Source organism: Caballeronia sp. ATUFL_F2_KS9A (assembly GCF_023630765.1).
GTDB classification, from domain to species: Bacteria; Pseudomonadota; Gammaproteobacteria; order Burkholderiales; family Burkholderiaceae; genus Caballeronia; species Caballeronia zhejiangensis.
Genome location: NZ_JALQEK010000013.1, coordinates 15,954 through 42,444 on the forward strand (window position 1 = coordinate 15,954; position 26,491 = coordinate 42,444).

Below are 26,491 nucleotides of genomic sequence, written 5' to 3' on the forward strand. Positions count from 1 at the left end.
GCAACAGCGCGTGACGGAAGCGTTCTAGCGACGCGGTCGTGGCGCTGGCGCGCGCTGCGCCGTCTTGCCGCCGTGCGCGACGGCCATCGCCAGTTCGAACATGCCGGCCCACGGATCCGGCGGCGGCTCGCTGCCGCGCTTGCCCGTGCTGCCCGACAGTCCCTTCACCTGCCGATCCAGCCGCGCCGCCAGCGACAGCGCCTTTTCCAGCGCCTCGTCCGTCACGCGCGAGAGCGCCGGGCCGATCAGCCGTTCGCGCGGGCCCCAGACGCGGTTCTCGCGCATGAGTGTCGCGAGCGGCTTGCCCGATGCGACGCCGCGCTTGATGCGCAGCAGCGTGCGAACTTCCTCGACGAGCGCCCACAGCACGAGCACTGCCGCCTCGCCTTCGCCTTTGAGGCCATCGAGCATGCGCGCGAGACGGCCGACATCGCCCGTCAGCATCGCTTCGTTGAGTTTGAACACGTCGTAGCGCGCGACGTTCAGCACCGCGTCGTGAATCTGCTCGAACGTGAGCACGCCCTCGGGATACAGCAGCCCGAGCTTCTGGATTTCCTGATGCGCGGCGAGCAAATTGCCTTCCACGCGTTCCGCGATGAACGACAGCGCGCGCCGCCCTTCCTCGCCCGGCGCGACACGCTGGCCTTGCTGCGCGAGGCGCTGGCCAACCCACATGGGCAATTGCGCGCGCTCGATCGGATCGACCTTCAACGCGACGCCCGCGCCCAGCAACGCCGTGAACCAGCCGGATTTCTGCGTCGCGCCGTCGAGACGCGGCAGCGTGACGAGTGTCACGACGTCCGGGTTATCGGCGTCGGCGAGCGTCTTCAGCGCTTCCGCGCCTTCCTTGCCGGGCTTGCCGGTCGGAATGCGCAGTTCGATCAGTTGACGGTCGCCGAACAGCGACATCGACTGCGTTGCGCCGATGAGCGCGCTCCAGTCGAATCCACGCTCGACCGTGAACACCGTGCGATCGGTGAAGCCCGCCGCGCGCGCCGTTGCCCGAATGCGGTCGCACGCTTCCTGCGCGAGCAGATGCTCGTCGCCGTAGACGACGTACAGCCCTTTCAGGCCTTTCGCGAGATGCGCTTCGAGCGCGTCGAGCTTCAGTTGCATGATGCCAAGCGAACCCGGCCGATCAAAGCGGCGGCACCGGCAGCGGCGCGCGCGGCGAGACGCCCGGCGTCTGCTCGCCCGGCGCCGGATGCAGCGAACGCACGGTCGCGAGACGGCGCGTCAGCTGATCGACGGCGTCGTTGCGCATGTCGTTGTAGAGCAGCGTCGCTTCCTGCGATTTCGCGAGCGTGTATTGATCGCTGTATGTCATCGAGCGATTCAGCGCGATGGTGCTCGGCGGAATCAGTAACGTGCCGTCGGCGCCGAGCAGTGTGTAGTTCAGCGAGAAGACGAGCTCGTATTCCTGGATCACGCCCTGCGCGTTCAGGCTCAGCGTGCGCATGCCCTGGCCTTCATTCAAATTGAGCGTCGCGTCCGGCTTCTCGAACGGTTTGACGATCACGGTGTCGCTGCCGCCCTGAACCATGCGCTCGAGGCGCGCGACCATCTGCGGCGTGCCGCCGGTGATCGCGAGCCGCTTGAACGCGTAGTCCTGCTGGCCGCGAAGCTGGAAGCCGCACGCGGACAGCATCGCCGCGCCGCCGAGGAGCGGGACGAACGAGAGAAACGAGCGCCTGCTCGCGCTGACTTTGCCGGTCACATCCACTCCCTTGGTTGTGCGCATCAGACGACCACGTTGACGAGACGCCCCGGCACCACGATCACCTTCTTCGGTGTGCGGCCTTCGGCGAACTTCTCGAACATTTCGTGCGCGATCGCGGCCTTTTCGATGTCTTCGCGCGATGCCTCCTTCGCGACCGTCAGCGCACCGCGTACCTTGCCGTTGACCTGCAGCACCAGCTCGATTTCCGACTGCTCGAGCGCGGCTTCGTCGACCCTCGGCCAGGGCGCGTCGAGGAGCGGGCCGAATTCCTTCTCGTAGCCGAGTTCCGACCACAACTGGAACGTGATGTGCGGCACGACCGGATACAGCACGCGCAACAGCACGCCGAAGGTTTCGTTCAGCACGCCGGCGCCGACGTTCTTCGCGCCTTCGACCGCGTTGAGCATCTTCATGGCGGCGGACACGACCGTGTTGTACTGCAGACGGCCGTAGTCGAAATCGGCCTGCTTCAGCACGGTATAGATTTCGCGGCGCAAGGTCTTCTCGGCGTCGCCGAGTTTCGATGCGTCGAGCTTCGCGTGCTGACGCAGCGCATCGGCGTTGTCATGCGCGAAGTACCACACGCGGCGCAGGAAGCGGCTCGCGCCTTCGACGCCCGCGCCCGACCATTCGAGCGACTGCTCGGGCGGTGCGGCGAACATCACGAAAAGGCGGGCCGTGTCGGCGCCGTACTGATCGATCAGCGTTTGCGGATCGACGCCGTTGTTCTTCGACTTCGACATCTTCTCGACGCCGCCGAGCACGACCGGCTGGCCGTCCGCGTTCAGCGTCGCGCCCGTCGGGCGGCCCTTTTCATCGTGCGTGACCGTGACTTCGAGCGGGTTGTACCAAGTCTTCTTGCCGCTCGCGTCCTCGCGATAGAACGTTTCGTTCAGCACCATGCCCTGCGTGAGCAGATTCTTCGCGGGCTCGCTGAACTTGATGAGGCCCATGTCGCGCATGACCTTGGTCCAGAAGCGCGAGTACAAGAGGTGCAGAATCGCGTGCTCGATGCCGCCGATGTACTGATCCATCGGCATCCAGTAATCGGTGCGCTCGTCGACCATCGTCGGCGCGTCCGGCGCGGTGTAGCGCGAGAAGTACCAGGACGAATCGACGAAGGTGTCCATCGTGTCGGTTTCGCGCTTCGCCGCCGCGCCGCACTTCGGGCACGTGCAGTTCACGAACGCTTCCGACTTCGCGAGCGGGTTGCCCGAGCCGTCCGGCACGAGGTCTTCCGGCAGCACGACCGGCAGATCTTTCTCCGGCACCGGCACGTCGCCGCACGACGGGCAATGGATGATCGGAATCGGCGTGCCCCAGTAGCGCTGGCGCGAGATGCCCCAGTCGCGCAAACGCCAGGTGACCTGCTTGTCGCCGAGGTTCTTCGCCTTCAGATCGGCGGCGATCGCGTCGATGGCTTCTTCCGTCGTCAGGCCGTCGTACTTGCCGCTGTTGATGAGCCTGCCCGCGGTCTTGTCGCCGTACCATTCTTGCCAGGCGTCGGTCGAGTACGTCTTGCCCTCGACATCGATCACCTGTTTGATCGGCAGCTTGTACTTCTTCGCGAACGCGAAATCGCGCTCGTCGTGCGCCGGCACGCCCATCACCGCGCCTTCGCCGTAGGACATCAGCACGTAATTGCCGATCCACACTTCGACTTGTGCGCCCGTCAGCGGATGCGTGACGAAGAAGCCGGTCGGCACGCCCTTCTTTTCCATCGTCGCGACATCGGCTTCGGCCACGCCACCGCGCTTGCATTCGTCGATGAACGCCTGGAGATCGGCGTTGTCGCGCGCGAGGCGCGTGGCGAGCGGATGCTCCGCCGCGACCGCCGCGAACGTGACGCCCATGATCGTGTCGGCGCGCGTGGTGAATACGCGCAACAGTTTCGCTTCGCCGTCGATTTCATACGGGAAGCCGAAGTTCACGCCGAAGCTCTTGCCAATCCAGTTCTGCTGCATGATCTTGACGCGCTCGGGCCAGCCGAGGCCGTCGAGATCGTCGAGCAGTTGATCCGCGTAATCGGTGATGCGCAGGTAGTACATCGGGATTTCGCGCTTTTCGACGAGCGCGCCCGAGCGCCAGCCGCGCCCGTCGATGACCTGCTCGTTGGCGAGCACGGTCTGATCGACCGGATCCCAGTTGACCGTGCCCGTCTTCTTGTACGCGATGCCCTTTTCCAGCATCTTCAGGAACAGCCACTGGTTCCACTTGTAGTAATCCGGCGAGCAGGTGGCGACTTCGCGCGACCAGTCGATGGCGAGGCCCATCGACTGCATCTGCTTCTTCATGTACGCGATGTTCTCGTACGTCCACTTCGCCGGCGGCACGTTGTTCGCCATCGCCGCGTTTTCGGCGGGCATGCCGAACGCGTCCCAGCCCATCGGCATCAGCGTGTTGTGGCCGTTCATGCGCAAGTAACGGTACATCACGTCGTTGATGGTGTAGTTGCGCACGTGACCCATGTGCAGCTTGCCCGACGGATACGGCAGCATCGAGACGCAATAGAACTTGGGCTTGGCCGACGTCTCGGTCGTCCGGTAGACGTCGTTCGCGCGCCAGTTGCTCTGCGCGGCGGATTCGACGTCGGCGGGTGCGTATTTATCGTGCATGGTGTGGTTTGGCTTTCGGCAAATGCTGGGAACGGACTTTGGGACTCGCCGCTATCGATTCGGGCAACGAGTCCGGGCGCTGCGGCATTGCTGACACGGCGCGGCGTCGGAATTCGGGCCTGCTGGCTCGGGCCAAGGCCCGCCGAACGGGGAAACCGCGATTATACCGTTCGATGCGCGCCGGTTCGCGCGCTTATTGCGCGCGCGCTGGCTGCTGCGGTTTCGCGGGCTGCGTGACGAAGCCGATGCGCTCCAGACCGGCCTGCTGCGCCGCGCCCATTACCTGCGCGATGACGTCGTAGCGCGTCGCGCTCGACGCCCGCAGATGCAGTTCCGGCTTCTGCGCGCTCTTGCCCGCGTCGGCGAAACGCGCGCGCATCTGATCGAAAGTGACGGGCGTGTCGTTCCAGAAGAGCTTGCCGGCGTCGTCGATGGACAGCGTGACGGTTTGCGGCGTCTCGCGCGCGGGCTGCGACGAGACTTTCGGCAAATCGAGCCGGATCGCGTGCGTGAAAAGCGGCGCGGTGATGATGAAGATGACGAGCAGCACGAGCATGACGTCGATGAGCGGCGTCATGTTGATGTCCGCCATCGGCGCACCGTTCGTCTTCTTGTCGAGTCCGCCGAAGGCCATCGCCGCGTTCCTATTCGGCCGGACCGCACACGAACGCATGCAGATCGTGCGCGAATCCGTCGAGTTCCTCGGAAATCTGCCGCACGTAGCGCCCGAGAATGTTGTACGCGAGCACGGCGGGAATCGCGACGACGAGACCGAACGCCGTCATGATGAGCGCCTCGCCGACCGGCCCGGCGACGTTTTCGATCATCGCCTGACCGCTCGACGCGATGTTCGACAGCGCGTGATAAATGCCCCAGACGGTGCCGAGCAAGCCGACGAAAGGCGCCGTGCTCCCCACCGATGCGAGCAGAACCTGACCGAATTCGAGCCTTCGTTGCGAACGCAGCAACGCATGACGCAGCGCGCGCAACACGCGCTCGCTGCGCTCGACGCGGGCGAGCATCGCGCCGGGCATTTCAGCTTCCGATGCGCGCCACGCGGCTTCAGCGAGTGGCAGAAACACACGCTCGCGATCCGCGCGCTGCAATGCGCCGATGCCATCCTTCAAACTCGGCGCCTGCCAGAAACGCTGCAATGCGCGCGGACCTTGCCACTTGGCGCGCGCCAGAATCCACGCCTTCACGAGCAGGAAACACCAGCTCGCGAGCGACATGGCGAGCAGCAGACCCGCGACCGCGTGCGTCACGGCATCGCCGGATTGAAGGTAATGAATGACGCCCGTTGCTGCCATAAAAAATCAGCGCAGGCCGAGTACGTCCTGCATGTCGAAGAAGCCCTTGTCGTGCCCTTCGAGGAAACGCGCGGCGCGCAGCGCGCCCTGCGCGTACGACAGACGGCTCGCCGACTTGTGCGTGATCTCGATGCGCTCGCCGATGCCCGCGAAGAGCACCGTGTGATCGCCGACGATATCGCCGCCGCGAATCGCGGAAAAGCCGATCGTCGACGGATCGCGCTCGCCGGTCACGCCTTCGCGCGCGTACACGGCGCAGTCCTTCAGATCGCGGCCGAGCGCCTTGGCGATCACTTCGCCCATGCCGAGCGCGGTGCCCGACGGCGCATCCACCTTATGACGATGGTGCGCCTCGATGATCTCGATGTCGTAGCCGGTCGCGAAATGCTTCGCGGCGAATTCGAGCAGCTTCAACGTGACGTTCACGCCGACGCTCATGTTCGGCGCGAACACGACGCCGATCTTCTCGCCCGCCTGCTTCAGTTGCGCCTTTTGCTCGTCCGAAAAGCCGGTCGTGCCGACGATCATCTTCACGTTGTGCCGCAGCGCCGCTTCCAGATGCGCCATCGTGCCTTCGGGACGCGTGAAGTCGATGAGGGCGTCGGCGTCGGCGAACACGCGCTCGATGTCGTCCGTCAGCAACACGCCCGTGGTCTTGCCGAGGAACGCGCCCGCGTCCTGTCCGAGCTGCGGCGCGCCGGGGCGGTCGAGGGCGCCGGCGAGTTGCGCTTCGGGCTCGTTGAGGACGGTTTCGATCAGCATCCGGCCCATGCGGCCCGACGCGCCGGCAATGGCGATCTTCATGGCAGTCTCGTGTTGAATCGCGCGCGGCACGCGCGACGGATGATGCGAATGGGCTGTGCGGATGAAGCGGCGCCGCGTCGACGCATGGCGCGGCTTCGTCCTCGAGCGGCTGAACTGCTTACTGGCTTTGCTGCGGCAGATAGAACTGCGCCTGGCCGCTTGCGTTGGCCGGAGCCGGCGACGAACCCGCCGGACCGACCGCGCTGCTGTCCGGAATGTTGATCGTCTGCGGGCGGCGCTGCAGCTGAATCTGCGAGTTGCTGCCGGAACTGTTGGTGGAACCCGGCGCGCCGCCCGAGCTCGTCGGCGCGCTGCTGAACGCCGAGGAGCGCTGACGCCCCGTCGGCATTTCGACTTGCGCCGTTGCGCGGTTCGCGGCCTGCGCGGCTTCCTGGTTCGCATCGCCGGCAAATGCCGCTGCCGTATTCGGTTGCGTCGACGGCTCGCCGACCGGCGCTGTCACCGCCGCGGTCGACGCCACCGGCGCGGATGCCGCCGCCGGCGTCGCGGGCTTCGCGACCTTGACGCCCTTGTCGCCGTCGATTTCGGCGAGCAGCTCGAGGTTCGACGGCAGATTCTCGCCGCCCGACCAGCTCACGACGCGATCGCTCGCGAAGTTGACGACGAAGTCACGCTGCTGAACGACGGATGTCGACCCACGCTTGAAATAGAACACGTAGTCCCAGCGATCGGCGTGGAACATGTCCGTCAGAAGCGGCGTGCCGAGGAGTTGCTTCACCTGATCACGCGACATGCCGACCTGCATCTGCGCCGCGGCTTCCGCCGAAACGAAATTGCCTTGCACAACCGTTATCCGGTACGGCGTGATGCTTTGCGCGATCTTCTGCGTGACGCTGTCGTACGTCGAGCAGCCGGCGAGCAATGCGGCCAAGGTTGCTGCTATTACGGTTCCCCGCATGCGACGGCTCTCCCTGCAATTCGATAAATATTTGGAAAACATTTCACCTTTCACGCGAGGCGCTTCAAGGCCGCACTCATTTCGGCCCTCATTCAGCTAATTCACCTTGACGCCTTGACGCCGCTTGGGATGTCAGGATTTGGCAAAACGCATTACTATGAGAACCTTGAATTGTACTCTAGGGATGCCTAGCCATGACCAATCCCGCCGATCTCAAGAATATCGGGCTCAAGGCGACCCTGCCCCGCCTCAAGATTCTCGAAATTTTCCAGCACAGTCCGGTGCGCCATCTGACCGCTGAAGACGTGTATCGAAGCCTGCTCAACGAAGAGCTCGATATCGGTCTTGCGACGGTTTATCGCGTGCTCACGCAGTTCGAGCAAGCCGGCCTGCTGTCGCGAAGCAATTTCGAATCGGGCAAGGCCGTCTTCGAGCTCAACGAGGGATCGCACCACGATCACCTCGTGTGCATCGACTGCGGCCGCGTCGAAGAGTTTTTCGATGCGGAGATCGAACGCCGTCAGCAATCGATCGCGAAGGAACGCGGTTTCAAGCTCCACGAGCATGCGCTCGCGCTGTACGGCGCATGCACGAAGGAAAACTGCCCGCACCGCAAGCATTGAGCTTCGCGCGCCGCTCTTGGGCGCGCGGATGAAAAAACCGCCGTTCATCTCGCGATGGACGGCGGTTTCGTTTCGCCCGTACGTTTCATGTTATGCGCATGCGATCGATTCGCAATTGCATTTCGATTACCGCATGTTGTATCAAGCTGCGCGCGCGGCCGCTTCGATCAGCGCGTAACGTTCGGGCAGGTCGATTTCGTCGCAATTCGGCAAGTCGCCGCCGCGATCGACGACGATGAAATCGCCCGGCTCGTCGAGCACGATCAGCGGGTGATGCCACACGCCGCGCGCATAGTTCACGCCCTGCCAGCCGCGCGCGTAAAAGGCCCGCAGACCAGCCGCATCGAACTCGCCCGCAGGCGCGACGACCACGAGATAGCGCACGTCCGCGAGCGGCACGAAAGCCTGACTGCCGAGCGGATGGCGCTCCATCATCGAAACCACGACCGGCTGTGGGCGCGGCTGGCCGCGAAACACGTTGATAAGCGGCCGCCCTCCGCTTTCGAAGCCGACTTCCACGTTCGCGAGATCGTGAAAGCGCTCCGTCGTGCCCGCGTTGATCGGGAAATGACGCGCGCCTTCGAGTTCGATGACATCGCCGAACGGGGCGAAGGCTTCGCGCGTGAGCGGTTCGAGCGTCAATGTTTTCATTCGATTCCTCCGAAGATGCGCGATTCCGCGAGGTGCGTGTCGCGACAGTCGGTCATTTCAATGCCCGGGTTGCGTCGAGTCAGATCGCGTGCGCGTGTTCGTTGCCGTGCGCGCCTTGCTCCGATTGCGGCGCGGCGGGCACGAAGCGATACTCGGCGTCCTGATCTAGCACGCGTTTGGCGCGCGCCCGGTCGATGTCGTTCTCCCAGACGCCGACGACCACCGTCGCGACGCAGTTGCCGATCAGATTCGTCACCGCGCGCGCGATGCCGACGAACCAGTCGACCGGCAGGATCAGCACGAGGCCGAGCACGGGAATGGCGGGAATGGCGGAGAGCGTCGCGGCAAGAATCACGATGGCGGAGCCGGGAATGCCGTGCGCGCCCTTCGACGTCACCAGCGACACGAGCACGACGACGATCAGGTCATGCATCGACAGCGGCGTGTTGGTCGCCTGCGCGATGAAGATCACCGCGAGCGTGAGATAGATCGAGAAGCCGTCGAGGTTGAACGAGTAGCCGGTCGGAATCACGAGACCGACGGTCGAATCCTTCACGCCCATCCATTCGAGCTTGCGCATGATCTGCGGCAGCACGGCATCCGACGACGCGGTGCCGAGCACGATCGACAATTCCTCGCGCAGATAGCGCACGAGCTTGAAGATCGAGAAGCCCGCGAGGCGCATCACGATACCCAGCACGACGAACACGAACAGGAAGCAGCTCGCGTAGAACACAATCACGAGCAGGCCGAGCTGCTTGAGCGACGCGACGCCGTACTGGCCGGTCGTGAAGGCGATCGCGCCGAGCACGCCGAGCGGCGCGAGCTTGATGATGAACGCCATGATGCGGAAAAACACATGCGACAGCTCGTCGATGAAAACCGTCACGCGCTGTGCCTTTTCGCCGAGCATCGAGAGCGCCGAGCCGAACAGGATCGCGAACACGAGCACTTGCAGGATGTCGCCTTTGGCGAAAGCGTCGATCGCGGTGTCGGGGATGATCTTCAACAGGAAGCCCGCGGTGTCCTTCAGGCTTTTTGCGTGCTCCGTGTAGGTCGCGAGCGACGCGGCATTGAGCGAATGCAGATCGATGTTCATGCCGACGCCCGGCCGCGTGAACCATGCGAGCAGCGCGCCGATGACAAGTGCGAGCGTCGTCATGATCTCGAAGTAGACGACCGCCTTCAGCCCGACGCGTCCCACTTTCTTCAGATCGCCCGCGCTCGCCATGCCGCTCACGACGACGCAGAACACGATCGGCCCGATCACCATCTTGATGAGCTTCAGGAAACCGTCGCCCAAAGGCCGCAACGACTGGCCGAAATGCGGAAACAGCGCGCCGACCACCACGCCGATGACCAGCGCGATCATCACCCTGCCGAACAGCGAATTCAGAAATCTCGACACGACCGTCTCCTCGTGTAATGTCTCGGGACCAGAGCGACTGTTCCGACTGGTCGGACCAGTGCTGTGATGGGGAATATTAGAAAGCCGATATAGAGCCGTCAAGGAAGCTTTGGTAGCGGTTTACCCTGTTCCGGCCGGGTACGGAAATGGCCGCGACACGGTCGTTCACACGCGCGCACGGCACGCGCATACAATGGCGGTCAGACCGGCCAATTCAGTTTTCTTCCTATGAAAAACGTCCCGCATACCGTGACCGACGCCGCCATCGCGACCATTCGCGAGCGCATCGAATCGAGCATGTATCCGGTCGGGAGTCTGCTTCCGGCGCAGCGGCAGCTATCGGAAGAATTGGCGATCAGCCGGGCGTCGCTACGCGAGGCGCTCTCGACGCTCGAAGCGCTCGGCATGCTGCATATCCGGCCCGGAAAAGGCGTGTATGTCAGCAGTGCGCAGGCAAGCAACGCACATCCGTGGCGCTTCGCCGATCAGGCGTCGTTGCCCGACACCTATCAGATGCGCTTCGCGCTGGAGGGATTCGTCGCTCGGCTCGCGGCGCATTCGATCGGCGACGCGGACATCGACTGGCTCGACGACAATCTCGACTCGCTGCACGCCGCGTTGACCGAATCGGCGCTGGAAGAAGCCGCGCAACTCGACTTCGCGTTTCACATGCGTATCGTGAGTCTCGCGGGCAATGCGGCGATCGAATCGATCCTGCGCGGCAGCGCCGACATCATGAAGGAGAGCCAGCGGCTGCCGTTCTATCGGCGCGAACTGGTGTTATCGACGTATCACGAACACGCGGTCATCATCGAGGCTCTGAAGGCGCGCGACGGCGAGAAGGCCGGCCGCGCGATCGAAGGTCACATCGTCAACGCGGCGCAGCGTGCGGGCGTGCATTTTCCCGTTCCGAGCAAAGCTTGAGGCGAAAAAAAGCCGCTCCGAAGAGCGGCTTTGTCGTTTCAGCAGGCTGAAACTTACTTCGCGTTCGCGAGGGCGACCGCCGTATCCAGCATGCGGTTAGAGAAGCCCCATTCGTTGTCGTACCAGCTCGACACCTTCACGAGACGGCCCGACACCTTCGTGAGCGTCGAATCGAACGTCGACGAAGCCGGGTTGTGGTTGTAGTCGATCGAAACCAGCGGCGCATCGTTGTAGCCGAGCACGCCCTTCAGTTCGCCTTCCGACGCTTCCTTCATGATCTTGTTGATCTCTTCGACCGTCGTATCGCGCGCGGCGATGAACGACAGATCGACGACCGACACGTTGATCGTCGGGACGCGGATCGCGTAGCCATCCAGCTTGCCGTTCAGCTCGGGCAGCACGAGGCCGACGGCCGAAGCAGCGCCCGTCTTCGTCGGGATCTGGCTGTGCGTGGCCGAGCGCGCGCGGCGCAGGTCTTCGTGGTACACGTCCGTCAGAACCTGGTCGTTCGTGTACGCGTGGATCGTGGTCATCAGACCGTTCACCAGGCCGATCTTGTCGTTCAACGGCTTGACGAGCGGCGCGAGGCAGTTCGTCGTGCACGATGCGTTCGAGATGACCGTGTCCGACGCCTTCAGCACGTTGTGATTCACGCCGTACACGATGGTCGCGTCGACGTCCTTGCCGCCCGGCGCCGAGATGATGACCTTCTTCGCGCCGCCCTTGATGTGCGCGCTCGCCTTTTCCTTCGTCGTGAAGAAGCCGGTGCACTCCATCACCACGTCGACCTTCAGCTCGCCCCACGGCAGTTCGGCCGGGTTGCGGTTCGCCAGAACGCGGATCTTGTCGCCGTTGACGACGAGGTAATCGCCGTCCACCGACACTTCGCCCGGGAACTTGCCGTGCGCCGTGTCGTACTGCGTCAGGTGCGCGTTGGTCTTGGCATCGCCGAGGTCGTTGATGGCGACGATCTCGATGTCGTGCTTCTTGCCGTTTTCATAGAGGGCGCGCAGCGTGTTGCGGCCGATACGGCCATAGCCGTTGATTGCAACGCGAATCGTCATGGTCTATCTCCTTGGCTTAAAAAAACCTGCTTCGCTGACCGCGAATTTTACTGCGCGGCGAGGACGGCCTTCGCCGTCGCGACAACATGCTCCACCGTGAAGCCGAAATGCTTGAACAGCGCGCCCGCCGGAGCCGACTCGCCGAACGTGTCGATGCCGACCACGCCGCCTTCGAGGCCCACATACTTGCGCCAGAAATCCGTCACGCCCGCTTCGATCGCCACGCGCGCCACGCCCTTCGGCAGCACGCGCTCACGATACTCGGCGTCCTGCTTGTCGAAGACGTTCGTGCACGGCATCGACACGACGCGCGCGCCGATGCCTTCCTTCGCCAGCGCCTCGACGGCTTGCATCGCGAGCTGCACTTCCGAGCCGGTCGCGATGAGGATGATCTTGCGCGCGGGGATATCGTCGTTCCAGTCGCGCAGCACGTAGCCGCCCTTCGCGATGTTGGCGATCTGAATGTCGTTGCGCGGCGAGAATTGCAGATTCTGGCGGCTGAAAATCAGCGTCGACGGGCCGTTGTGCGCGATCGAATGCGTCCACGCGACCGCCGTTTCGACCGTATCGGCCGGACGCCACGTCTGCAGATTCGGGATCAGGCGCAGGCTCGACACATGTTCGATCGACTGATGCGTCGGACCATCTTCGCCGAGACCGATGGAATCGTGCGTGAAGACGAAGATCGAGCGCGACTTCATCAGCGCGGCGACGCGCAGCGCGTTGCGGCTGTAGTCCGAGAACGTCAGGAACGTGCCGCCGAACGGACGATAGCCGCCATGCAGCGCGATGCCGTTGATCGCAGCCGACATGCCGAACTCGCGCACGCCGTAGTTGATGTGATTGCCCCACTGGATGCCCGCGTGTTCCGGATTCGCGTTTTCGGCGTCGCCTGCGGCGCGAACGGCTTTGGAAGCCTTCCAGTTGGTGAGGTTCGAGCCGGTCAGGTCGGCCGAGCCGCCGAGCAGTTCCGGCAGTGCCGCGGCCAGCCCTTCGATGGCGTTCTGCGAGGCCTTGCGCGTCGCGATGGTTTCGGCCTTCTGATTCGCGTCCTCGATGATCTTCGCGGCAGCTTCGGCCCAGTTCGCGGGCAGCTCGCCGCTCATGCGGCGCGTGAATTCGCTCGCTTCCGACGCGTACTTCGCGCGGTAGGCGTCGAACGCCTTGTTCCATTCCGCTTCGGCGTGCGTGCCTTGTTCCTTCGCGTCCCACGCCGCATACACTTCCTGCGGAATTTCGAACGGACCGTAGTTCCAGCCGATCGCCGCGCGCGTCGCCGCGATTTCCTTGTCGCCGAGCGGCGCGCCGTGCGCGTCGTGACCGCCCGCCTTCGTCGGCGCGCCCTTGCCGATGACCGTGCGGCAGCAGATCAGCGTCGGCTTGTCCGACTTCTTCGCGGCGGCGATAGCGGCATCGACTGCATCGACGTTGTGGCCGTCCACGGCGCGGATCACGTTCCAGCCATACGCTTCGAAGCGCTTCGGCGTGTCGTCGTGGAACCAGTGCTCGACGTGGCCGTCGATGGAAATGCCGTTGTCGTCGTACAGCGCGATCAGCTTGTTGAGCTTGAGCGTGCCCGCGAGCGAGCACGCTTCGTGCGAAATGCCTTCCATCAGGCAGCCGTCGCCGAGGAACACGTACGTGTAGTGATCGACGATCTTCGCGTCAGCCTTGTTGAATTCGGCGGCGAGCAGCGCCTCGGCGAGCGCCATGCCGACCGCATTGCCGACGCCCTGGCCGAGCGGGCCCGTGGTCGTCTCGACGCCGGCCGTGATGCCGTATTCCGGATGGCCCGGCGTCTTCGAATGCAGTTGACGGAAGTTCTTGAGCTCGCTCATCGGCAGGTCGTAGCCGGTGAGGTGCAGCAGCGAATACAGCAACATCGAGCCGTGACCGTTCGACAACACGAAACGGTCGCGATCGAACCAGTGCGGATTCGCGGGATTGTGCTTCAGATGGCGCGACCACAGCGCGACGCCGATTTCCGCCATGCCCATCGGCATGCCGGGATGGCCGGAGTTGGCTTGTTGAACGGCGTCCATGGCGAGCGCGCGGATTGCGTTGGCCATGAGGGCGGTCTGGCTGGAGGTCGGGATCGTCATGTCGAGTCTGGGCAGGTGCTGAAATGATCCGCGGTGCTTCTCTTGCAGTACTTCTCACTCGGGCCGGACCCGCACACACCACGTTTTCAGGACCGGAACGACTTGGAAACGACGAGAAACGACGAGGATCGGAAGCCCATCATTCTAACAGACCGGTCCGATTGACACGCGTCTGTAAGGGCGCAAATCCGGTGCGTCCGGACGTCCCGGGCGCGGGCATGTTCCGTGCACTTCACGCGTCGCCGCACTGTCACGGCGGCATGACAATCCGTGACCTTACACGGTAACGCGCGCGGTCAACGGACGTTCATCTGGCGAAATCCGTCCGGCGCGCGGCGTATCGCGCAGGTTCCTTGCCGGTCCATTGATCGTACGTCTTCATGGCAAAATGTTTCCCAATGTGCAGCAGCAAGGCTTCAAGGAGTGCTTTCGATGACCGACCCTCGCCCCGCCGACGTGCCCTGGCTGACTCCGTATCTCACCGTGCGCGACGCACGCGTGAGCATTGCGTTTTATGAAAAAGCGCTAGGCTTCGCGGTGCGCGACAGCGTCAACGACGACGGCACGGTCATCCATGTCGAGATGACGTATCGCGGGCAGTTGATCGTGATGTTCGCGCCCGAAGGCGCGTACGGTTCGCAGGCGCGCACGCCGAAGAGCGCGGGGCAAATGGCGCCGCAGTCCTTCTATTTATACGTCGATGACGTCGACGCCACGTTCCATCAGGCGCTCGCAGTCGGCGCGAAGGCGCTCATCGAGCCGCAGGACCAGTTCTGGGGCGACCGCTTCGCGCAGATCGAAGATCCGGACGGCTATCGCTGGGCGATCGCGCGGCATCTGCGCTGAGCGCGCAGGCATTCTCACTATCCGCGGACGGCCGAGTCCGCGATCAATCATTCATGCCACGTTTTCATGTCGACGGCCCGCTCTGCGCAGGCCAAACCTTCGCCCTTCCGGATGACGTCGTGCGTCATGTGCACGTCCTGCGTCTGCAAACGGGCGATGCAATCACACTCTTCGATGGCCGCGGCGGCGAATATCGCGGCGAGCTCGTCGATATCGCCAAACGCGCGGCGACCGCGCGCATCGACGAACACAGCGATCGCGAAGCCGAGCCGCCGTATCGCGTGACGCTCGCGCAAGGCGTCGCGGGCGGCGACAAGATGGACTGGCTCATCGAGAAGGCGGTGGAACTCGGCGTCTCGGGCATTGCGCCGATCACGGCCGAGCGCGGCGTCGTGCGTCTCGCCGGCGAGCGCGCATTGCGTCGTCAGGCGCACTGGCAGGCGCTCACGCGCGCGGCGTGCGAGCAATGCGGGCGCAATCGCGTGCCCGAGGTTGCGCCGCCACGCGATCTCGGCGCCTGGCTCGCCGACCTGCCCGCCGCCATCGACGGCGAACTGCGCCTCCTTCTCTCGCCGCGCGCCGAAGTCAGCTTCGCATCGTTGCCCGTCGATCCGCCGGCGAGTCCCGTCACTTTGCTGATCGGGCCGGAAGCGGGTTTTTCGCCCGCGGAAGAAACCGCGATCGTCGATGCGGGTTTTTCCACGCTCGGGCTCGGCCCGCGCGTGCTGCGCACGGAGACGGCGGGCATTGCGGTGTTGGCGGCGCTGGCCGCGCGCTGGGGCGGCTGGTAAAAAAATAGCCCGATGGAAACCCATCGGGCTATTTTCCTGCTTTGCGCCGGCCTTGGTTCGAATGCTCAGACGAACGAATAGAACACGCGGAAAGCCACTTTCCTTTCCGCCCAGAATTCCGCCGCGTCGCGGAATACGTCCAGCAGCACTTCGCGGCCTTCCTTGTCGAACTTCTGCGCGATCGGCAGTTGTTCCAGCACGATCACGAAACCCGGTTGCGAGCCCGCCTTGTGAACGAGATCGGTGAGCGAATCGTAAAGCGCGTCGTAGTTCTTGCCGAAGTGTTTGGGAAAGAGAAACGAAAGAGCGATAGTCTCGAGCACTTCCTGTTTGCTCTGCGCATGGCCGAGATACGCGTACAGGAAATGCTGGCCGAGGCGGTTCGCTTCGTCCGCGAGATCCTGCACCCGGAACGCGCGAATCGACTGCACGATGTTCGGCCGCACGGTTGCGAACAGCGATTCCGAATCCTCTTGCGGATGGAGCTCCTCGGGCCTGGTCTCGTCGTCGGGTCTGTTGTCGTGTTCTGTCATGCGTAGCCGCAATACTCGCTGGAACAGGTTGCCATCGCCGGTGGCGAAAAGATCACCCGCGACGCTGTGGTCGTGCGCGTAGATGTTGTCGCTCATGCCGTTAATCCCGTAGTTGATCCGCAATGCGTTTGAAACTGGCGTAGTGGTCGTCCGTGTAGTAGCAATCGTCGAGCTTCTTCTTCGGACCGCCACACACGATCCGGCGCGCGCCGCGATCCCGCGCGCGAGGCGTGGGAACGGTGTATTCGTGGTAGTAGCCGCGTGGATGCCGCGGAAGCAAACGCTCGCGATTGCCGAACACGACGCCGTCCTTCTCGAAAGGGAAAGGGCCGCCCGCTTCGATCAGCCGCAAGGTTGCGACCGCCTGCTTGGGCAACTGCGCAATGTAGACGGTGGCCAGCCCGTCGCGCTCCTGCTCGCCGGTCGCTTGCGGTTGCCGCACCTGCGCTTCACGGACCGGTTCGGCCGGCGAGACGGGCGCCGGACTCGCCGAAGCAACCATCTCCTGAACGCCGCTTCGAGGTTCATCCTTGCCGCACGCGCCCAACAGGACGCTCAAGGCGACGAAAAACGAAAGAGCCCTCGCGCGTGTCACCAAACGGTTGTCCTCGCGTTACACCAGAATTCACGACCATGAAAGATGTAAGGGTATCGCTAATGACAGGGCGAAGCAACGTTCGCCCGAAAATCGGAAATTTTTTCGCAGTTTGGACCGATCCCGCAAATTCTGATGACGTAATCATCCGAAGAATTAGCCGAAATCTGAGAGATTTTTATCCCAGTCAGGATAATAATCTGCTCGTGGGATCTGAAGCGTTGGACGAGCCGCCTCACTCGTCGCCAGTTTCGCGGCATCGCGCTTGCCGTTCGATCCCGCTTTTTGCGTGTAAAGCAAACACTCCTTTGCTTTTTTCGCGGCGTGCCGTGTGTCCACGGCACGCTTTTTTTTCGCGCAAAAAAAGCGGCGGGAAAGCCCGCCGCGTTCTTGGTCAAAGCAAGCCGCGATCAGCGCGCCGCCGATGCATCCGCCACCAGCAATGCCGTCATGTTGACGATTCGCCGCACCGTCGCCGATGAAGTGAGCACGTGAACCGGCTTCGCCGCGCCGAGCAGGATCGGCCCGATCGCGATGCCGCTTCCCGCCGCCGTCTTCAGCAGGTTGTACGAGATGTTCGCCGCGTCGATGTTCGGCAGGATCAGCAGGTTCGCGTCGCCTTCGAGCGTCGATTCGGGCAGCACTTCCTTGCGCAGACGCGCATCGAGCGCCACGTCGCCGTGCATTTCGCCGTCGACGTCGAGATCGGGCGCGCGTTCCTTGAGGATCGCGAGCACGTCGCGCATCTTCTGCGCGGTCGGCGCATTGCTGGTGCCGAAGTTCGAATGCGACAGGAGCGCGATCTTCGGCACGATGCCGAAGCGCTTCACTTCTTCCGCCGCGAGCATCGTGATTTCGGCGAGCTGCTCGGGCGTCGGATCGACGTTCACGTGCGTATCGACGATGAAAATCTGACGCCCCGGCAGCACGAGCGCGTTCATTGCCGCGTACACGTTCGCGCCTTCCTTCTTTCCGATCACCTGATCGATGAAGTGCAGATGACGATGCGTCGTGCTCACCGTGCCGCAGATCATGCCGTCGGCTTCGCCCTTCTGCACGAGCATCGCGCCGATCAGCGTCGTGCGGCGGCGCATTTCGAGCTTTGCCATCTGCTGGCTGATGCCTTTGCGCGCCATCATCTTCGCGTACGTCTGCCAGAAATCGCGATAGCGCTCGTCGTGGTCCGTATCGACCACGGAGAAATCGACGCCCGGCGCGAGACGCAGGCCGAATTTCTGGATGCGCTGCTGGATGACCGCCGGACGGCCGATGAGAATCGGCTTCGCGATCTTTTCATCGACGGCGATCTGCACCGCGCGCAGCACGCGCTCTTCCTCGCCCTCCGCGAACACGATGCGCTTCTTCTCCGGCTCGACGCTGCGCGCGAGCTGGAACACGGGCTTCATCGTCGTGCCGCTGTGATAGACGAACTGCTGCAGATGCTGCTCGTACGCTTCCATGTCCTCGATCGGACGCGTCGCCACGCCGCTGTCCATCGCCGCCTTCGCGACGGCCGGCGCGATCTTCACGATGAGACGCGGATCGAAAGGCTTCGGAATCAGATATTCCGGGCCGAACGACAAATCCTGGATGCCATAAGCCGTCGCGACGATATCGCTCTGCTCCTGACGCGCCAGTTCCGCGATGGCGTTCACCGCAGCGATTTCCATTTCCTTCGTGATGACGGTCGCGCCGACATCGAGCGCGCCGCGGAAGATGAACGGGAAGCACAGAACGTTGTTGACCTGATTCGGATAATCCGTGCGGCCGGTGGCGAGCACGGCGTCCGGGCGCACTTCGAGCGCGAGTTCCGGCAGGATTTCCGGCGTCGGATTCGCGAGCGCGAGAATCAGCGGCTTCGCGGCCATCTGCTTGACCATGTCCTGCTTGAGCACGCCGCCGGCCGAAAGCCCGAGGAACACGTCCGCGCCTTCGATCACTTCGGCGAGCGTGCGCGCGCTCGTTTCGCGCGCGAAGAGCTCCTTGTCCGGGTCCATCAGCTCCGTGCGGCCCTTGTAGACGACGCCGGCCAGATCCGTCACGAAAATGTTCTCGCGCTTCATGCCGAGATCGACGAGCAGATTCAGGCACGCCAGCGCCGCCGCGCCCGCGCCCGACGCGACCAGCTTCACTTCGCCGATGTTCTTGCCGACCACCTTCAGACCGTTCGTGATCGCCGCCGCGACGACGATGGCCGTGCCGTGCTGATCGTCGTGGAAGACGGGAATTTTCATGCGCTTGCGGCATTCGCGTTCGACGATGAAGCAGTCCGGCGCCTTGATGTCTTCCAGATTGATGCCGCCGAAAGTCGGCTCGAGCGCGGCGATCACGTCGACGAGCTTGTGCGGATCGCTTTCGTTCAGCTCGATATCGAACACGTCGATGCCGGCGAACTTCTTGAAGAGCACGGCCTTGCCTTCCATCACCGGCTTCGATGCGAGCGGCCCGATGTTGCCGAGGCCCAGCACGGCCGTGCCATTGCTGACGACGCCGACGAGATTGCTGCGCGCGGTGAAGCGCGCGGCGTTCAGCGGATCTTCGACGATCGCTTCACACGCGAACGCGACGCCCGGCGAGTAAGCCAGCGCGAGGTCGCGCTGGTTGATCATCTGCTTGGTGGGGGCGATCGCGATCTTCCCGGGAACCGGAAACTCGTGATAGTCGAGCGCAGCTTCGCGCAACTTGGTATTGGCGTCAGTCGTCATAAGGCGGGCTAGCAGTGCGGGAATTAGAATGGAAGTTCGAACGCATTGTAGCGCCAATCAGTCGCGGTTTCGGACCGCGCTCCATGCATTTCGGCTACAAGTGCCATGACTGGAAAACGTCTGGTCGGTCCGTCCGGCAAGCCTTCGCGGGCATCGGCCGAGTGTTTTCGAGATGCGGCGCCGGTTTCGGCGCGCTGTGTTTTTCATCGTGCATTGCAACAATCAACCTCAAGCGCCGACGCATGCTCTCCGAGTTTTCACTGATCGACCGTTTCTTTGCACGCCGCGCGACGGCGCCTTCCCCGCGTCATGACGAGGAGGCCGCGAAGCCGCTCGGCATCGGCGACGACTGCGCGCTTATCGCGCCGCCGGTTGGCCATCAGCTCGCCATTTCGACGGACATGCTGGTCGAAGGACGCCACTTCTTTCCCGATGTCGATCCGTACGCGCTCGGTCACAAGGCGCTCGCGGTGAACCTGTCCGATCTCGCCGCGATGGGCGCGAAGCCGCACGCGTTCACGCTCGCGCTGGCGTTGCCGCGCGCCGACGAAACGTGGCTCGAAGCGTTCAGCAACGGTCTCTTCGCGCTCGCGGAACGTCACGATTGCGCGCTCGTCGGCGGCGATACGACGAGCGGGCCGCTCAACATCTGCATCACGGTGTTCGGCGACGTGCCGCAGGGTGCGGCATTGCGTCGCGATGCGGCGCGTCCCGGCGACGACATCTACATATCCGGCACCTTGGGCGACGCGCGCGCGGGCCTCGGCGCGATTCGCGGCGAGTGGTCCGCGCCGGAAGCTTCCGCCTGGCGGCGCGCGCTGGAGCGCCCGGAACCGCGCGTCGCGTTGGGCATGGCGTTGCGCGGCGTGGCGCACGCGGCGCTCGATATCTCCGATGGCCTCGCGGGCGATCTCATGCACATCCTGAAGCGTTCGGGCGTGCGCGCGGTCGTCGATGCCGATGCCGTGCCGTGCTCCGATGCCGTGCGCGCGCTGCCCGAAACCGCGCGCCGACAATGCACGCTCGCGGGCGGCGACGACTACGAGCTCTGCTTCACCGCGCCCATCGATGCCCGCGACGCGCTCGCCAAAATCGCGACGGACGTGAAAGTGCCGCTGACGCGCATCGGTACAATCGAGTCATCCGGTGCGCCCGCAATCGCCTGGCGCGATGCGTCGGGCGCCCCGCTCTCCCTGACGTTGCAAGGCTTCGATCATTTCCATGCAGACTGACCCCACGCTAGCGGGCGACCCGGCCGCGCCGCGCAGCAAGCCGCGCCGGGCGAGCGCGCGCTTCATGCTCGACCATCCGCTTCATATTCTTTCGCTCGGCTTCGGCAGCGGACTGTCTCCCATCGTGCCGGGCACGGTCGGCACGTTATTCGCATGGGTGTCGTTCGTCGTGTTCAATCCGCATCTGACGGTCGCGGAATGGGGCGCGCTGATCGTCGCCGGCTTCATCGCCGGATGCTGGTTCACCGGCTTCACCGCGAAGAAAATGGGCACCGACGATCCGTCGCCGGTCGTGTGGGACGAGATCGTCGCGTTCTGGCTCGTGCTGCTGCTCGTCACGCCCGCGACCTTCACCGGGCAATTGTGGGCGTTCGTCGTGTTCCGCTTCTTCGACATGGTGAAACCGCCGCCCATCCGATATTTCGATCGCCGGTTGAAAGGCGGTTTCGGCATCATGTTCGATGATCTCGTCGCGGCGTTCTTCACGCTGCTCGTGATCGCGCTCTGGCGCATGACCGTCTGATTTTTTCCATCCATCGAGACCACCGCCATGCCAACCGACACCGTCGTTCACCAACTTGCGATTCGCGTCGGCAACAAGCTGCACGCCGAACGGCTGATGCTCGCCACCGCCGAGTCGTGCACGGGCGGCATGGTCGCGACCGCCATCACCGATATTTCGGGCAGCAGCGCGTGGTTCGAGCGCGGCTTCGTCACGTATTCGAATCTCGCGAAGATCGAGATGATCGGCGTGCCCGCGACGCTGATCGAACAGCACGGCGCGGTCAGCGAGCCGGTCGCGAAGGCCATGGCCGAAGGCGCGCTGCGCAACAGCCGCGCGCAGGTCTCGGTGTCGATTACGGGCGTGGCGGGACCGGCGGGCGGCAGCGAGGCGAAGCCGGTCGGTACCGTGTGCTTCGGATGGAGCAATCGTCTGAATACGCAGATCGAGACCCAGCATTTCAAGGGCGACCGCGAACAAGTGCGAACGCAGGCCGCCGCGCATGCGTTGCGCAGGCTGCTGGAGTTCATGGATCAGAGCGAGCGCTGAGCGCGCGTCGATCGCATGAACAAGCGCATCGACAATCCGGCCGATTCCGTCACGTTCAGCAAGGATCAGGTGGCCCGCTGGATGGGTCGGAAGACCTTCGGCCGCAATCGAACGTCACATTGCCGACCGAGCCGCCGTTGTACATCGCCATCGTTAAGCGCTCGCGGCGGGCATTCTGTCCGAAGATGCGCGCGCGGTGGAGAAGTTCTCCGCCGAAGACATCGAGGCGCTGTTCGCGCCTATTGCCGATAGTTGAAGCGCGCGCTCACCGATACTGATTGATCGTATCGCGCGTCTTCTTCGCGGCTTCGGCCGCGGCTTGCGCGTAATCATCGCCCTTGCCGGCGTAGATGATCGCGCGCGACGAATTGATCAACATGCCCGTGCCGTTCGCGGTGCGGCCCGCGCGCACGGTTGCTTCGACATCGCCGCCCTGTGCGCCGATGCCCGGAATCAGAAGCGGCATGTCGCCGACGATCCCGCGTACCGTTTCGATTTCCTTCGGAAACGTCGCACCGACGACGAGGCCCAACTGGCCCTTGTCATTCCACTTTTCCGCCGCGAGCCTGGCGACGACCTGATACAGCGGCTTGCCATCGGTCGTGAGAAATTGCAGATCGGAGCCGCCCGCGTTCGACGTGCGGCACAGCACGATCACGCCCTTGCCCTCATGCGCGAGATACGGCTCGATGGAATCGAAGCCCATGTACGGATTCACGGTGACGGCATCGGCCCGATAGCGCTCGAACGCTTCCTTCGCGTACTGCTCGGCCGTGCTGCCGATATCGCCGCGCTTCGCATCGAGAATCACCGGAATGCCGGCGTGCTTCTCGTGGATATGCGCGATCAGCGCTTCGAGCTGATCTTCCGCGCGATGCGCCGCGAAGTACGCAATCTGCGGCTTGAACGACGATGCATACGGCGCGGTTGCATCGACGATGGTCTTGCAGAACTCGAAGATCGCGTCGGCGCGGCCGTTGAGTGCGCCGGGAAACTTCGCCGGCTCCGGGTCGAGGCCGACGCACAGAAGCGATTGAGTCCGCGACCACGCGGCATTGAGCGATTCGATGAAGGACATGGCGGGAAGATGTTGAAAACGTCGATGCCACGCATTTTAGCGTGCGTGGCGTCATCTTCCGTCGCGCTTCCGTCGCGCTTCCGGCGCGGATCAGCGCGCCGCGTCCCGTGCCCGCGCCTTCGCGCCTGCCCGCGTGCGCGGCCTTCCGCGCCGCGTCGCTTCCCCGGTGCGCTCGACGGTGAAGCGGAATTCCCGCGACAAGCGTTCGCCCGGTTCGAGCACAGTCATGCCGTTCGCTTCCCCACCGCCGGGCAGATTCACCGCGTTGATCGGATGATCGACCGGCTCGAAGCAGAAAAAGCTTTCGCCGGGCGGCGCGTAGAGCACGTAGTAATCGGTGTCGGCGGCGATCGTCAGCGACAGGCGGCGCTTCGGCCACAGCACGCTCGTGCGCCCGCTCCATCCGGTGAACGCGTTGTTGACCATTTCCGATGGCATCGGATACGCAACGCCGAATTGCCACGCGGGCGGCGTCGGAACATGCCGCACAGGCAGCCAGTCGTCGCCGCACAGCCACACGCCGCCCGCCGCCGCCGACAACTCCGTGTCCGCCTCGCGCATCAGGAACGGATGCAGCCCGAGGCCGAACGGCAGCGCTTCGTCGCCGGTATTTTCGACATCGAGCGTCACGGCGAGCGTCGCTTCGTCGAGCGTGTAAGTCTGCGCGGCGCGAAACGCGTAAGGCGTGCCGCCGCTGCAATCGAGCGTGAGACGCACGCGCGCGGAATCCTGCTCCGCGACTTCCCACGCGCCGAGCCAGCCATCGCCGTGCAGCGGCAGCGGTTCGCCCGCGCGATTGCACGGCACGTCGATCGAGCGTCCGGAAAACTGAAAGTGTCCGTTGCCGATGCGGTTCGAATACGGCAAAAGCGGATAGCACGCGAGCTGATTCGGATCGGTGTCCGGTCCCGGCTCGACGCACGGCCGGAAGATCGGCACGAGCGTGCCTTCGTGCCGCCAGTCGAAGCGCGTGATGCCGCCGCCGAGCGACGGTGCCAGCTCGAGCCGCAAATGCGCGTTGGCGAGCGTGATGCAGCCGTCGACATCGGCGCCGCCCATCGCGACGACCGCGGTGCTCGGGCCGGGACGGATCGGCGGTTCGGTGGCGGCGGCGAGACGCGCACGGCGGGCGTTCGCCTGTTCCTTGGACGTCGATGCAGGATTCGGTCTTTGCTCTGTTCGCGCGACAGCCATGACTCGTGCTCCATCGAGAGGCGAAGAACCCGGCGTTGCCGGGATGAGTCGGGCGGCGCGTCGATCGCGCGCCGCCTCGTGTTCTGGTTACGCCTTGCCCGCAAATACGGCTTCCGCGATGCCGCGTGCACCGGGCGTCGCGACGAACACGCCGCCTGCGTGCGCGTCTGTTTCGCCGAGGCCGATGCGCGCCGTCGTCACATACAGCGTGCCGAAGTCCGCGCCGCCGAACGCGGCGCAACTCGGCTGCGCGCTCGGCACGCCGATGCGCGCCGTCTCGCGGCCGTCGCTTCCGTAGCGCACGACGCGCGCGCCGCCCCACTGCGCGTTCCACAAGCCGCCGTCCGCATCGACGATCGAGCCGTCGGGCACGCCGGTCGCATCCGTCAGCTCGACGAACACGCGGTCGTTGTCGAACGTCGGATAGTCGCATACGCGAATCTGACGCGTGGGCGAGTCGCAGTAGTACATCGTCGCGCCATCGGGCGAGAAGCCGATGCTATTCGAGATCGCGCAATTCCCGAGCGGCAGCTTTTCCAGCGACAGATCCGCGTTCAGCCGATAAAACGCGCCGACCGGTTGCGCATCGTCCACGTCGTGTTTCGTGCCGAACACGAAGCGCCCTTCGCGGTCGCAACGGCCGTCGTTGAGGCGCGTCGGCAGATCGGCTTCGACTTCCATGATGGTTTCGATCTTGCCCGTCGCGATTTCATGGAACGCGAGCCGCGATGCGAGGCCGAGCAGCAGGAAACGCGCATCGGCGCACGGCGTGAAGCAGGCGAGCCGCTCGGGCATGTCGAACGATTCGCTCGCGCCGTCGCGCGGATCGTAGCGCCACAGCTTCTTGCCTTCGATATCGGTCCACCAGAAGCGGCCGCTCGCGGCGCACCACGTCGCGCCTTCGCCGAGCGAACACTGGCTGTCGATGAGAAGTTGCGCTCGCATCGGATTCATCAGGCCCATCCTCCGTCGACGATCATGTCCTGCGCCGTGATCATTTTGCTGTCGTCCGATGCGAGAAAGAGCGCCGCGCGCGCGAGGTGTGCGGGCAGCAGTTCTCCGTCGATGCACTGGCCTTGCTTGATTGCTTCCTTGCCGGCCTCGTCGAGCCACAGACGCTTTTGCTTTTCGGTCATCACCCAGCCCGGCACGAGCGTATTGACGCGGATGCCGAATTTGCCGAGATCGCGCGCGAGGCCGCGCGTCATGCCTTGCACTGCCGATTTCGACGTCGTGTAGACGGGGAAGTTGCCTTGCTTGAGCATCCAGCTGATCGAGCCGAGATTGATGATCGAGCCGCCGCCCGCGCGCTTCATGTCGTCGATGACGGCCTGCGCCGCGAAGAATTGATGGCGGATGTTGACCGCGATGCCTGCATCGTACGACTCGGGCGTGACGTCTTCGATTGCGTGGCGTTTGTCGTTGGCGGCGTTGTTGACGAGCACGTTGATGGGGCCGAGGGCGGCTCTTACGTCGGCGATGCCTTTGCGCAATGCGTCGATGTCGGTCAGGTCGACGTTGAGGAACATCGGGCGCGTTTGGCCTTCTTGCAGAGCCGCGCCGAGGCGGTCGGCGAGCGCTTCGCCAGCGTCGGTGTCGATGTCGAAGAAGGCGACTTTCGCGCCCTGATCGAAGAAGTGTTCGACGAAGCCTTCGCCGATGCCAGTTGCGCCTCCGGTTATCAGCACTGTTTTGCCTTGCAGGCTGGGGTATCTTGCGAGGTTCTTTTCGATCGTTGACATTGGGTTTTGTCTCTCCTTGCTGCGCTTGTCGCGCTTGTTTGCTTTGCGCTTTTCGCCGGATCCCGGTTTCTTAGTGGTCTATTAGCACTGCCCCTGTGCGGGGCGGCACTCACTTTCTTTGCTGCTGCAAAGAAAGTAAGCAAAGAAAGCAGCTTCCGATACGCCCGCGGTCACACGCAATTTGGGTAGTCCTCTCGTCGTTCGTGGGCTGCCTAAGGAGTGCCCTCATAGGCCCCATCGGGCTTGGCTCGCGCACGGTCTGCCACCTCGCACCACACACCAAACTGGTTCAGCACCAAATAGCTCCAGCCCGCTTCGCGGCCGACCGGTCAATCGGGTCCGCGCGTGCTTCTTTGCTGCCATCTCCATCTCACTGCACTTGCCGCCCGCTGGTTTCCCTTGCATGCCCGGCGGCAGCGCGTAGCGCTGTGCCGAAGCCATTTCGTGCTGAACCAGCGTTCTCAACACCTTCGGGCGGCAGACCGTGCGCGAGCCAAGCCCGGTTAGTCCTTCGAGGGCACTCTTTAGGCGAGTGCCGCCTGGGACGAGAGTACTACCCAACGTGCGTGTGACCGCGGGCCTGA

25 protein-coding genes are annotated in these 26,491 nt (G+C 63.9%); 7 read left to right on the forward strand and 18 right to left on the reverse strand.

Annotation, left to right across the window (positions count from 1 at the left end; genetic code table 11):
• Positions 1-24 precede the first annotated feature (24 nt).
• The 7 genes from holA to NCS67_RS10700 form a co-directional block, all read right to left on the reverse strand.
• Positions 25-1,116, reverse strand: a complete 1,092-nt coding sequence (gene holA / locus NCS67_RS10670; protein WP_250435182.1) for a DNA polymerase III subunit delta — start codon at positions 1,114-1,116, stop codon at positions 25-27.
• A gap of 22 nt (positions 1,117-1,138) precedes the next feature.
• Positions 1,139-1,648: an LPS-assembly lipoprotein LptE gene (locus tag NCS67_RS10675; RefSeq protein WP_409014118.1), complete on the reverse strand. Its 510-nt coding sequence runs from the start codon at positions 1,646-1,648 to the stop codon at positions 1,139-1,141.
• 92 nt (positions 1,649-1,740) lie between these two features.
• Complete coding sequence (gene leuS / locus NCS67_RS10680) at positions 1,741-4,335, reverse strand: leucine--tRNA ligase (protein ID WP_250435184.1); 2,595 nt, start codon at positions 4,333-4,335, stop codon at positions 1,741-1,743.
• 193 nt (positions 4,336-4,528) lie between these two features.
• The gene (locus tag NCS67_RS10685) at positions 4,529-4,969 is read right to left on the reverse strand and encodes an ExbD/TolR family protein (protein ID WP_239295142.1); all 441 of its coding nucleotides are present in this window, start codon (positions 4,967-4,969) and stop codon (positions 4,529-4,531) included.
• 10 nt (positions 4,970-4,979) lie between these two features.
• Positions 4,980-5,645 carry a MotA/TolQ/ExbB proton channel family protein gene (locus NCS67_RS10690; protein WP_239295143.1) on the reverse strand — a complete coding sequence of 222 codons (666 nt, stop codon included), beginning with the start codon at positions 5,643-5,645 and terminating at the stop codon, positions 4,980-4,982.
• A gap of 6 nt (positions 5,646-5,651) precedes the next feature.
• Positions 5,652-6,449, reverse strand: a complete 798-nt coding sequence (dapB, locus tag NCS67_RS10695) for a 4-hydroxy-tetrahydrodipicolinate reductase (protein ID WP_008342862.1) — start codon at positions 6,447-6,449, stop codon at positions 5,652-5,654.
• 118 nt (positions 6,450-6,567) lie between these two features.
• A complete protein-coding gene (locus NCS67_RS10700; RefSeq protein ID WP_033537302.1) occupies positions 6,568-7,368 on the reverse strand; it encodes an outer membrane protein assembly factor BamE in 801 nt (266 codons plus the stop codon).
• 194 nt (positions 7,369-7,562) lie between these two features.
• Here NCS67_RS10700 and fur point away from each other — a divergent pair, with 194 nt between their 5' ends.
• Complete coding sequence (fur, locus tag NCS67_RS10705) at positions 7,563-7,991, forward strand: ferric iron uptake transcriptional regulator (RefSeq protein ID WP_008342866.1); 429 nt, start codon at positions 7,563-7,565, stop codon at positions 7,989-7,991.
• 141 nt (positions 7,992-8,132) lie between these two features.
• Here fur and NCS67_RS10710 read toward each other — a convergent pair whose 3' ends face one another.
• Together NCS67_RS10710 and NCS67_RS10715 are read right to left on the reverse strand one after the other, a co-directional pair.
• Positions 8,133-8,642, reverse strand: a complete 510-nt coding sequence (locus NCS67_RS10710; RefSeq protein WP_008342867.1) for an ureidoglycolate lyase — start codon at positions 8,640-8,642, stop codon at positions 8,133-8,135.
• 79 nt (positions 8,643-8,721) lie between these two features.
• Positions 8,722-10,050, reverse strand: coding sequence for a C4-dicarboxylate transporter DctA (locus NCS67_RS10715; RefSeq protein WP_250435187.1), 1,329 nt, complete (start codon positions 10,048-10,050; stop codon positions 8,722-8,724).
• A 228-nt stretch (positions 10,051-10,278) separates the two neighbouring features.
• On the opposite strand from NCS67_RS10715, the gene NCS67_RS10720 reads away from it, so the two are divergent.
• Positions 10,279-10,974 carry a FadR/GntR family transcriptional regulator gene (locus NCS67_RS10720; protein WP_034471690.1) on the forward strand — a complete coding sequence of 232 codons (696 nt, stop codon included), beginning with the start codon at positions 10,279-10,281 and terminating at the stop codon, positions 10,972-10,974.
• A 53-nt stretch (positions 10,975-11,027) separates the two neighbouring features.
• On the opposite strand, the gene gap is transcribed toward NCS67_RS10720, so the two are convergent.
• Together gap and tkt are read right to left on the reverse strand one after the other, a co-directional pair.
• Positions 11,028-12,038, reverse strand: coding sequence for a type I glyceraldehyde-3-phosphate dehydrogenase (gene gap / locus NCS67_RS10725; protein WP_008342872.1), 1,011 nt, complete (start codon positions 12,036-12,038; stop codon positions 11,028-11,030).
• 47 nt (positions 12,039-12,085) lie between these two features.
• On the reverse strand, positions 12,086-14,140 hold the full coding sequence (gene tkt, locus NCS67_RS10730; RefSeq protein ID WP_239295147.1) for a transketolase: 2,055 nt from the start codon (positions 14,138-14,140) through the stop codon (positions 12,086-12,088).
• Positions 14,141-14,572: 432 nt separating this feature from the next.
• Here tkt and NCS67_RS10735 point away from each other — a divergent pair, with 432 nt between their 5' ends.
• Both NCS67_RS10735 and NCS67_RS10740 read left to right on the forward strand, forming a co-directional pair.
• Entirely contained in the window at positions 14,573-14,986 is a 414-nt protein-coding gene (locus tag NCS67_RS10735) for a VOC family protein (RefSeq protein ID WP_008342874.1), read from the forward strand.
• Between the two features lie 53 nt (positions 14,987-15,039).
• The gene (locus NCS67_RS10740) at positions 15,040-15,777 is read left to right on the forward strand and encodes a 16S rRNA (uracil(1498)-N(3))-methyltransferase (RefSeq protein WP_008342875.1); all 738 of its coding nucleotides are present in this window, start codon (positions 15,040-15,042) and stop codon (positions 15,775-15,777) included.
• Positions 15,778-15,842: 65 nt separating this feature from the next.
• Here NCS67_RS10740 and NCS67_RS10745 read toward each other — a convergent pair whose 3' ends face one another.
• The 3 genes from NCS67_RS10745 to NCS67_RS10755 form a co-directional block, all read right to left on the reverse strand.
• Complete coding sequence (locus NCS67_RS10745; RefSeq protein ID WP_008342876.1) at positions 15,843-16,406, reverse strand: barstar family protein; 564 nt, start codon at positions 16,404-16,406, stop codon at positions 15,843-15,845.
• A gap of 4 nt (positions 16,407-16,410) precedes the next feature.
• Positions 16,411-16,905: a guanyl-specific ribonuclease gene (locus NCS67_RS10750; RefSeq protein WP_033537314.1), complete on the reverse strand. Its 495-nt coding sequence runs from the start codon at positions 16,903-16,905 to the stop codon at positions 16,411-16,413.
• 410 nt (positions 16,906-17,315) lie between these two features.
• Positions 17,316-19,610 carry an NADP-dependent malic enzyme gene (locus NCS67_RS10755; protein WP_008342878.1) on the reverse strand — a complete coding sequence of 765 codons (2,295 nt, stop codon included), beginning with the start codon at positions 19,608-19,610 and terminating at the stop codon, positions 17,316-17,318.
• Between the two features lie 242 nt (positions 19,611-19,852).
• Here NCS67_RS10755 and thiL point away from each other — a divergent pair, with 242 nt between their 5' ends.
• From thiL to NCS67_RS10770, 3 genes are read left to right on the forward strand one after another with little or no spacing between them, the layout of a single operon-like run.
• A complete protein-coding gene (gene thiL / locus NCS67_RS10760) occupies positions 19,853-20,842 on the forward strand; it encodes a thiamine-phosphate kinase (RefSeq protein WP_250435189.1) in 990 nt (329 codons plus the stop codon).
• Complete coding sequence (locus NCS67_RS10765; protein ID WP_239295150.1) at positions 20,832-21,365, forward strand: phosphatidylglycerophosphatase A family protein; 534 nt, start codon at positions 20,832-20,834, stop codon at positions 21,363-21,365. Before thiL ends, NCS67_RS10765 begins: the two co-directional genes overlap by 11 nt.
• Before the next feature lie 27 nt (positions 21,366-21,392).
• Complete coding sequence (locus NCS67_RS10770) at positions 21,393-21,893, forward strand: CinA family protein (RefSeq protein WP_008342881.1); 501 nt, start codon at positions 21,393-21,395, stop codon at positions 21,891-21,893.
• Positions 21,894-22,158: 265 nt separating this feature from the next.
• On the opposite strand, the gene pyrF is transcribed toward NCS67_RS10770, so the two are convergent.
• From pyrF to NCS67_RS10790, 4 genes are all read right to left on the reverse strand, one after another.
• Positions 22,159-22,971 carry an orotidine-5'-phosphate decarboxylase gene (gene pyrF / locus NCS67_RS10775; protein ID WP_250435191.1) on the reverse strand — a complete coding sequence of 271 codons (813 nt, stop codon included), beginning with the start codon at positions 22,969-22,971 and terminating at the stop codon, positions 22,159-22,161.
• Between the two features lie 90 nt (positions 22,972-23,061).
• Positions 23,062-24,165 carry an aldose 1-epimerase gene (locus NCS67_RS10780; protein WP_239295152.1) on the reverse strand — a complete coding sequence of 368 codons (1,104 nt, stop codon included), beginning with the start codon at positions 24,163-24,165 and terminating at the stop codon, positions 23,062-23,064.
• An 87-nt stretch (positions 24,166-24,252) separates the two neighbouring features.
• Positions 24,253-25,128 carry an SMP-30/gluconolactonase/LRE family protein gene (locus NCS67_RS10785; protein WP_250435193.1) on the reverse strand — a complete coding sequence of 292 codons (876 nt, stop codon included), beginning with the start codon at positions 25,126-25,128 and terminating at the stop codon, positions 24,253-24,255.
• Positions 25,119-25,907: an SDR family NAD(P)-dependent oxidoreductase gene (locus NCS67_RS10790; protein ID WP_239295154.1), complete on the reverse strand. Its 789-nt coding sequence runs from the start codon at positions 25,905-25,907 to the stop codon at positions 25,119-25,121. The genes NCS67_RS10785 and NCS67_RS10790 overlap by 10 nt, the downstream gene beginning before the upstream one ends.
• Positions 25,908-26,491 lie beyond the last annotated feature (584 nt).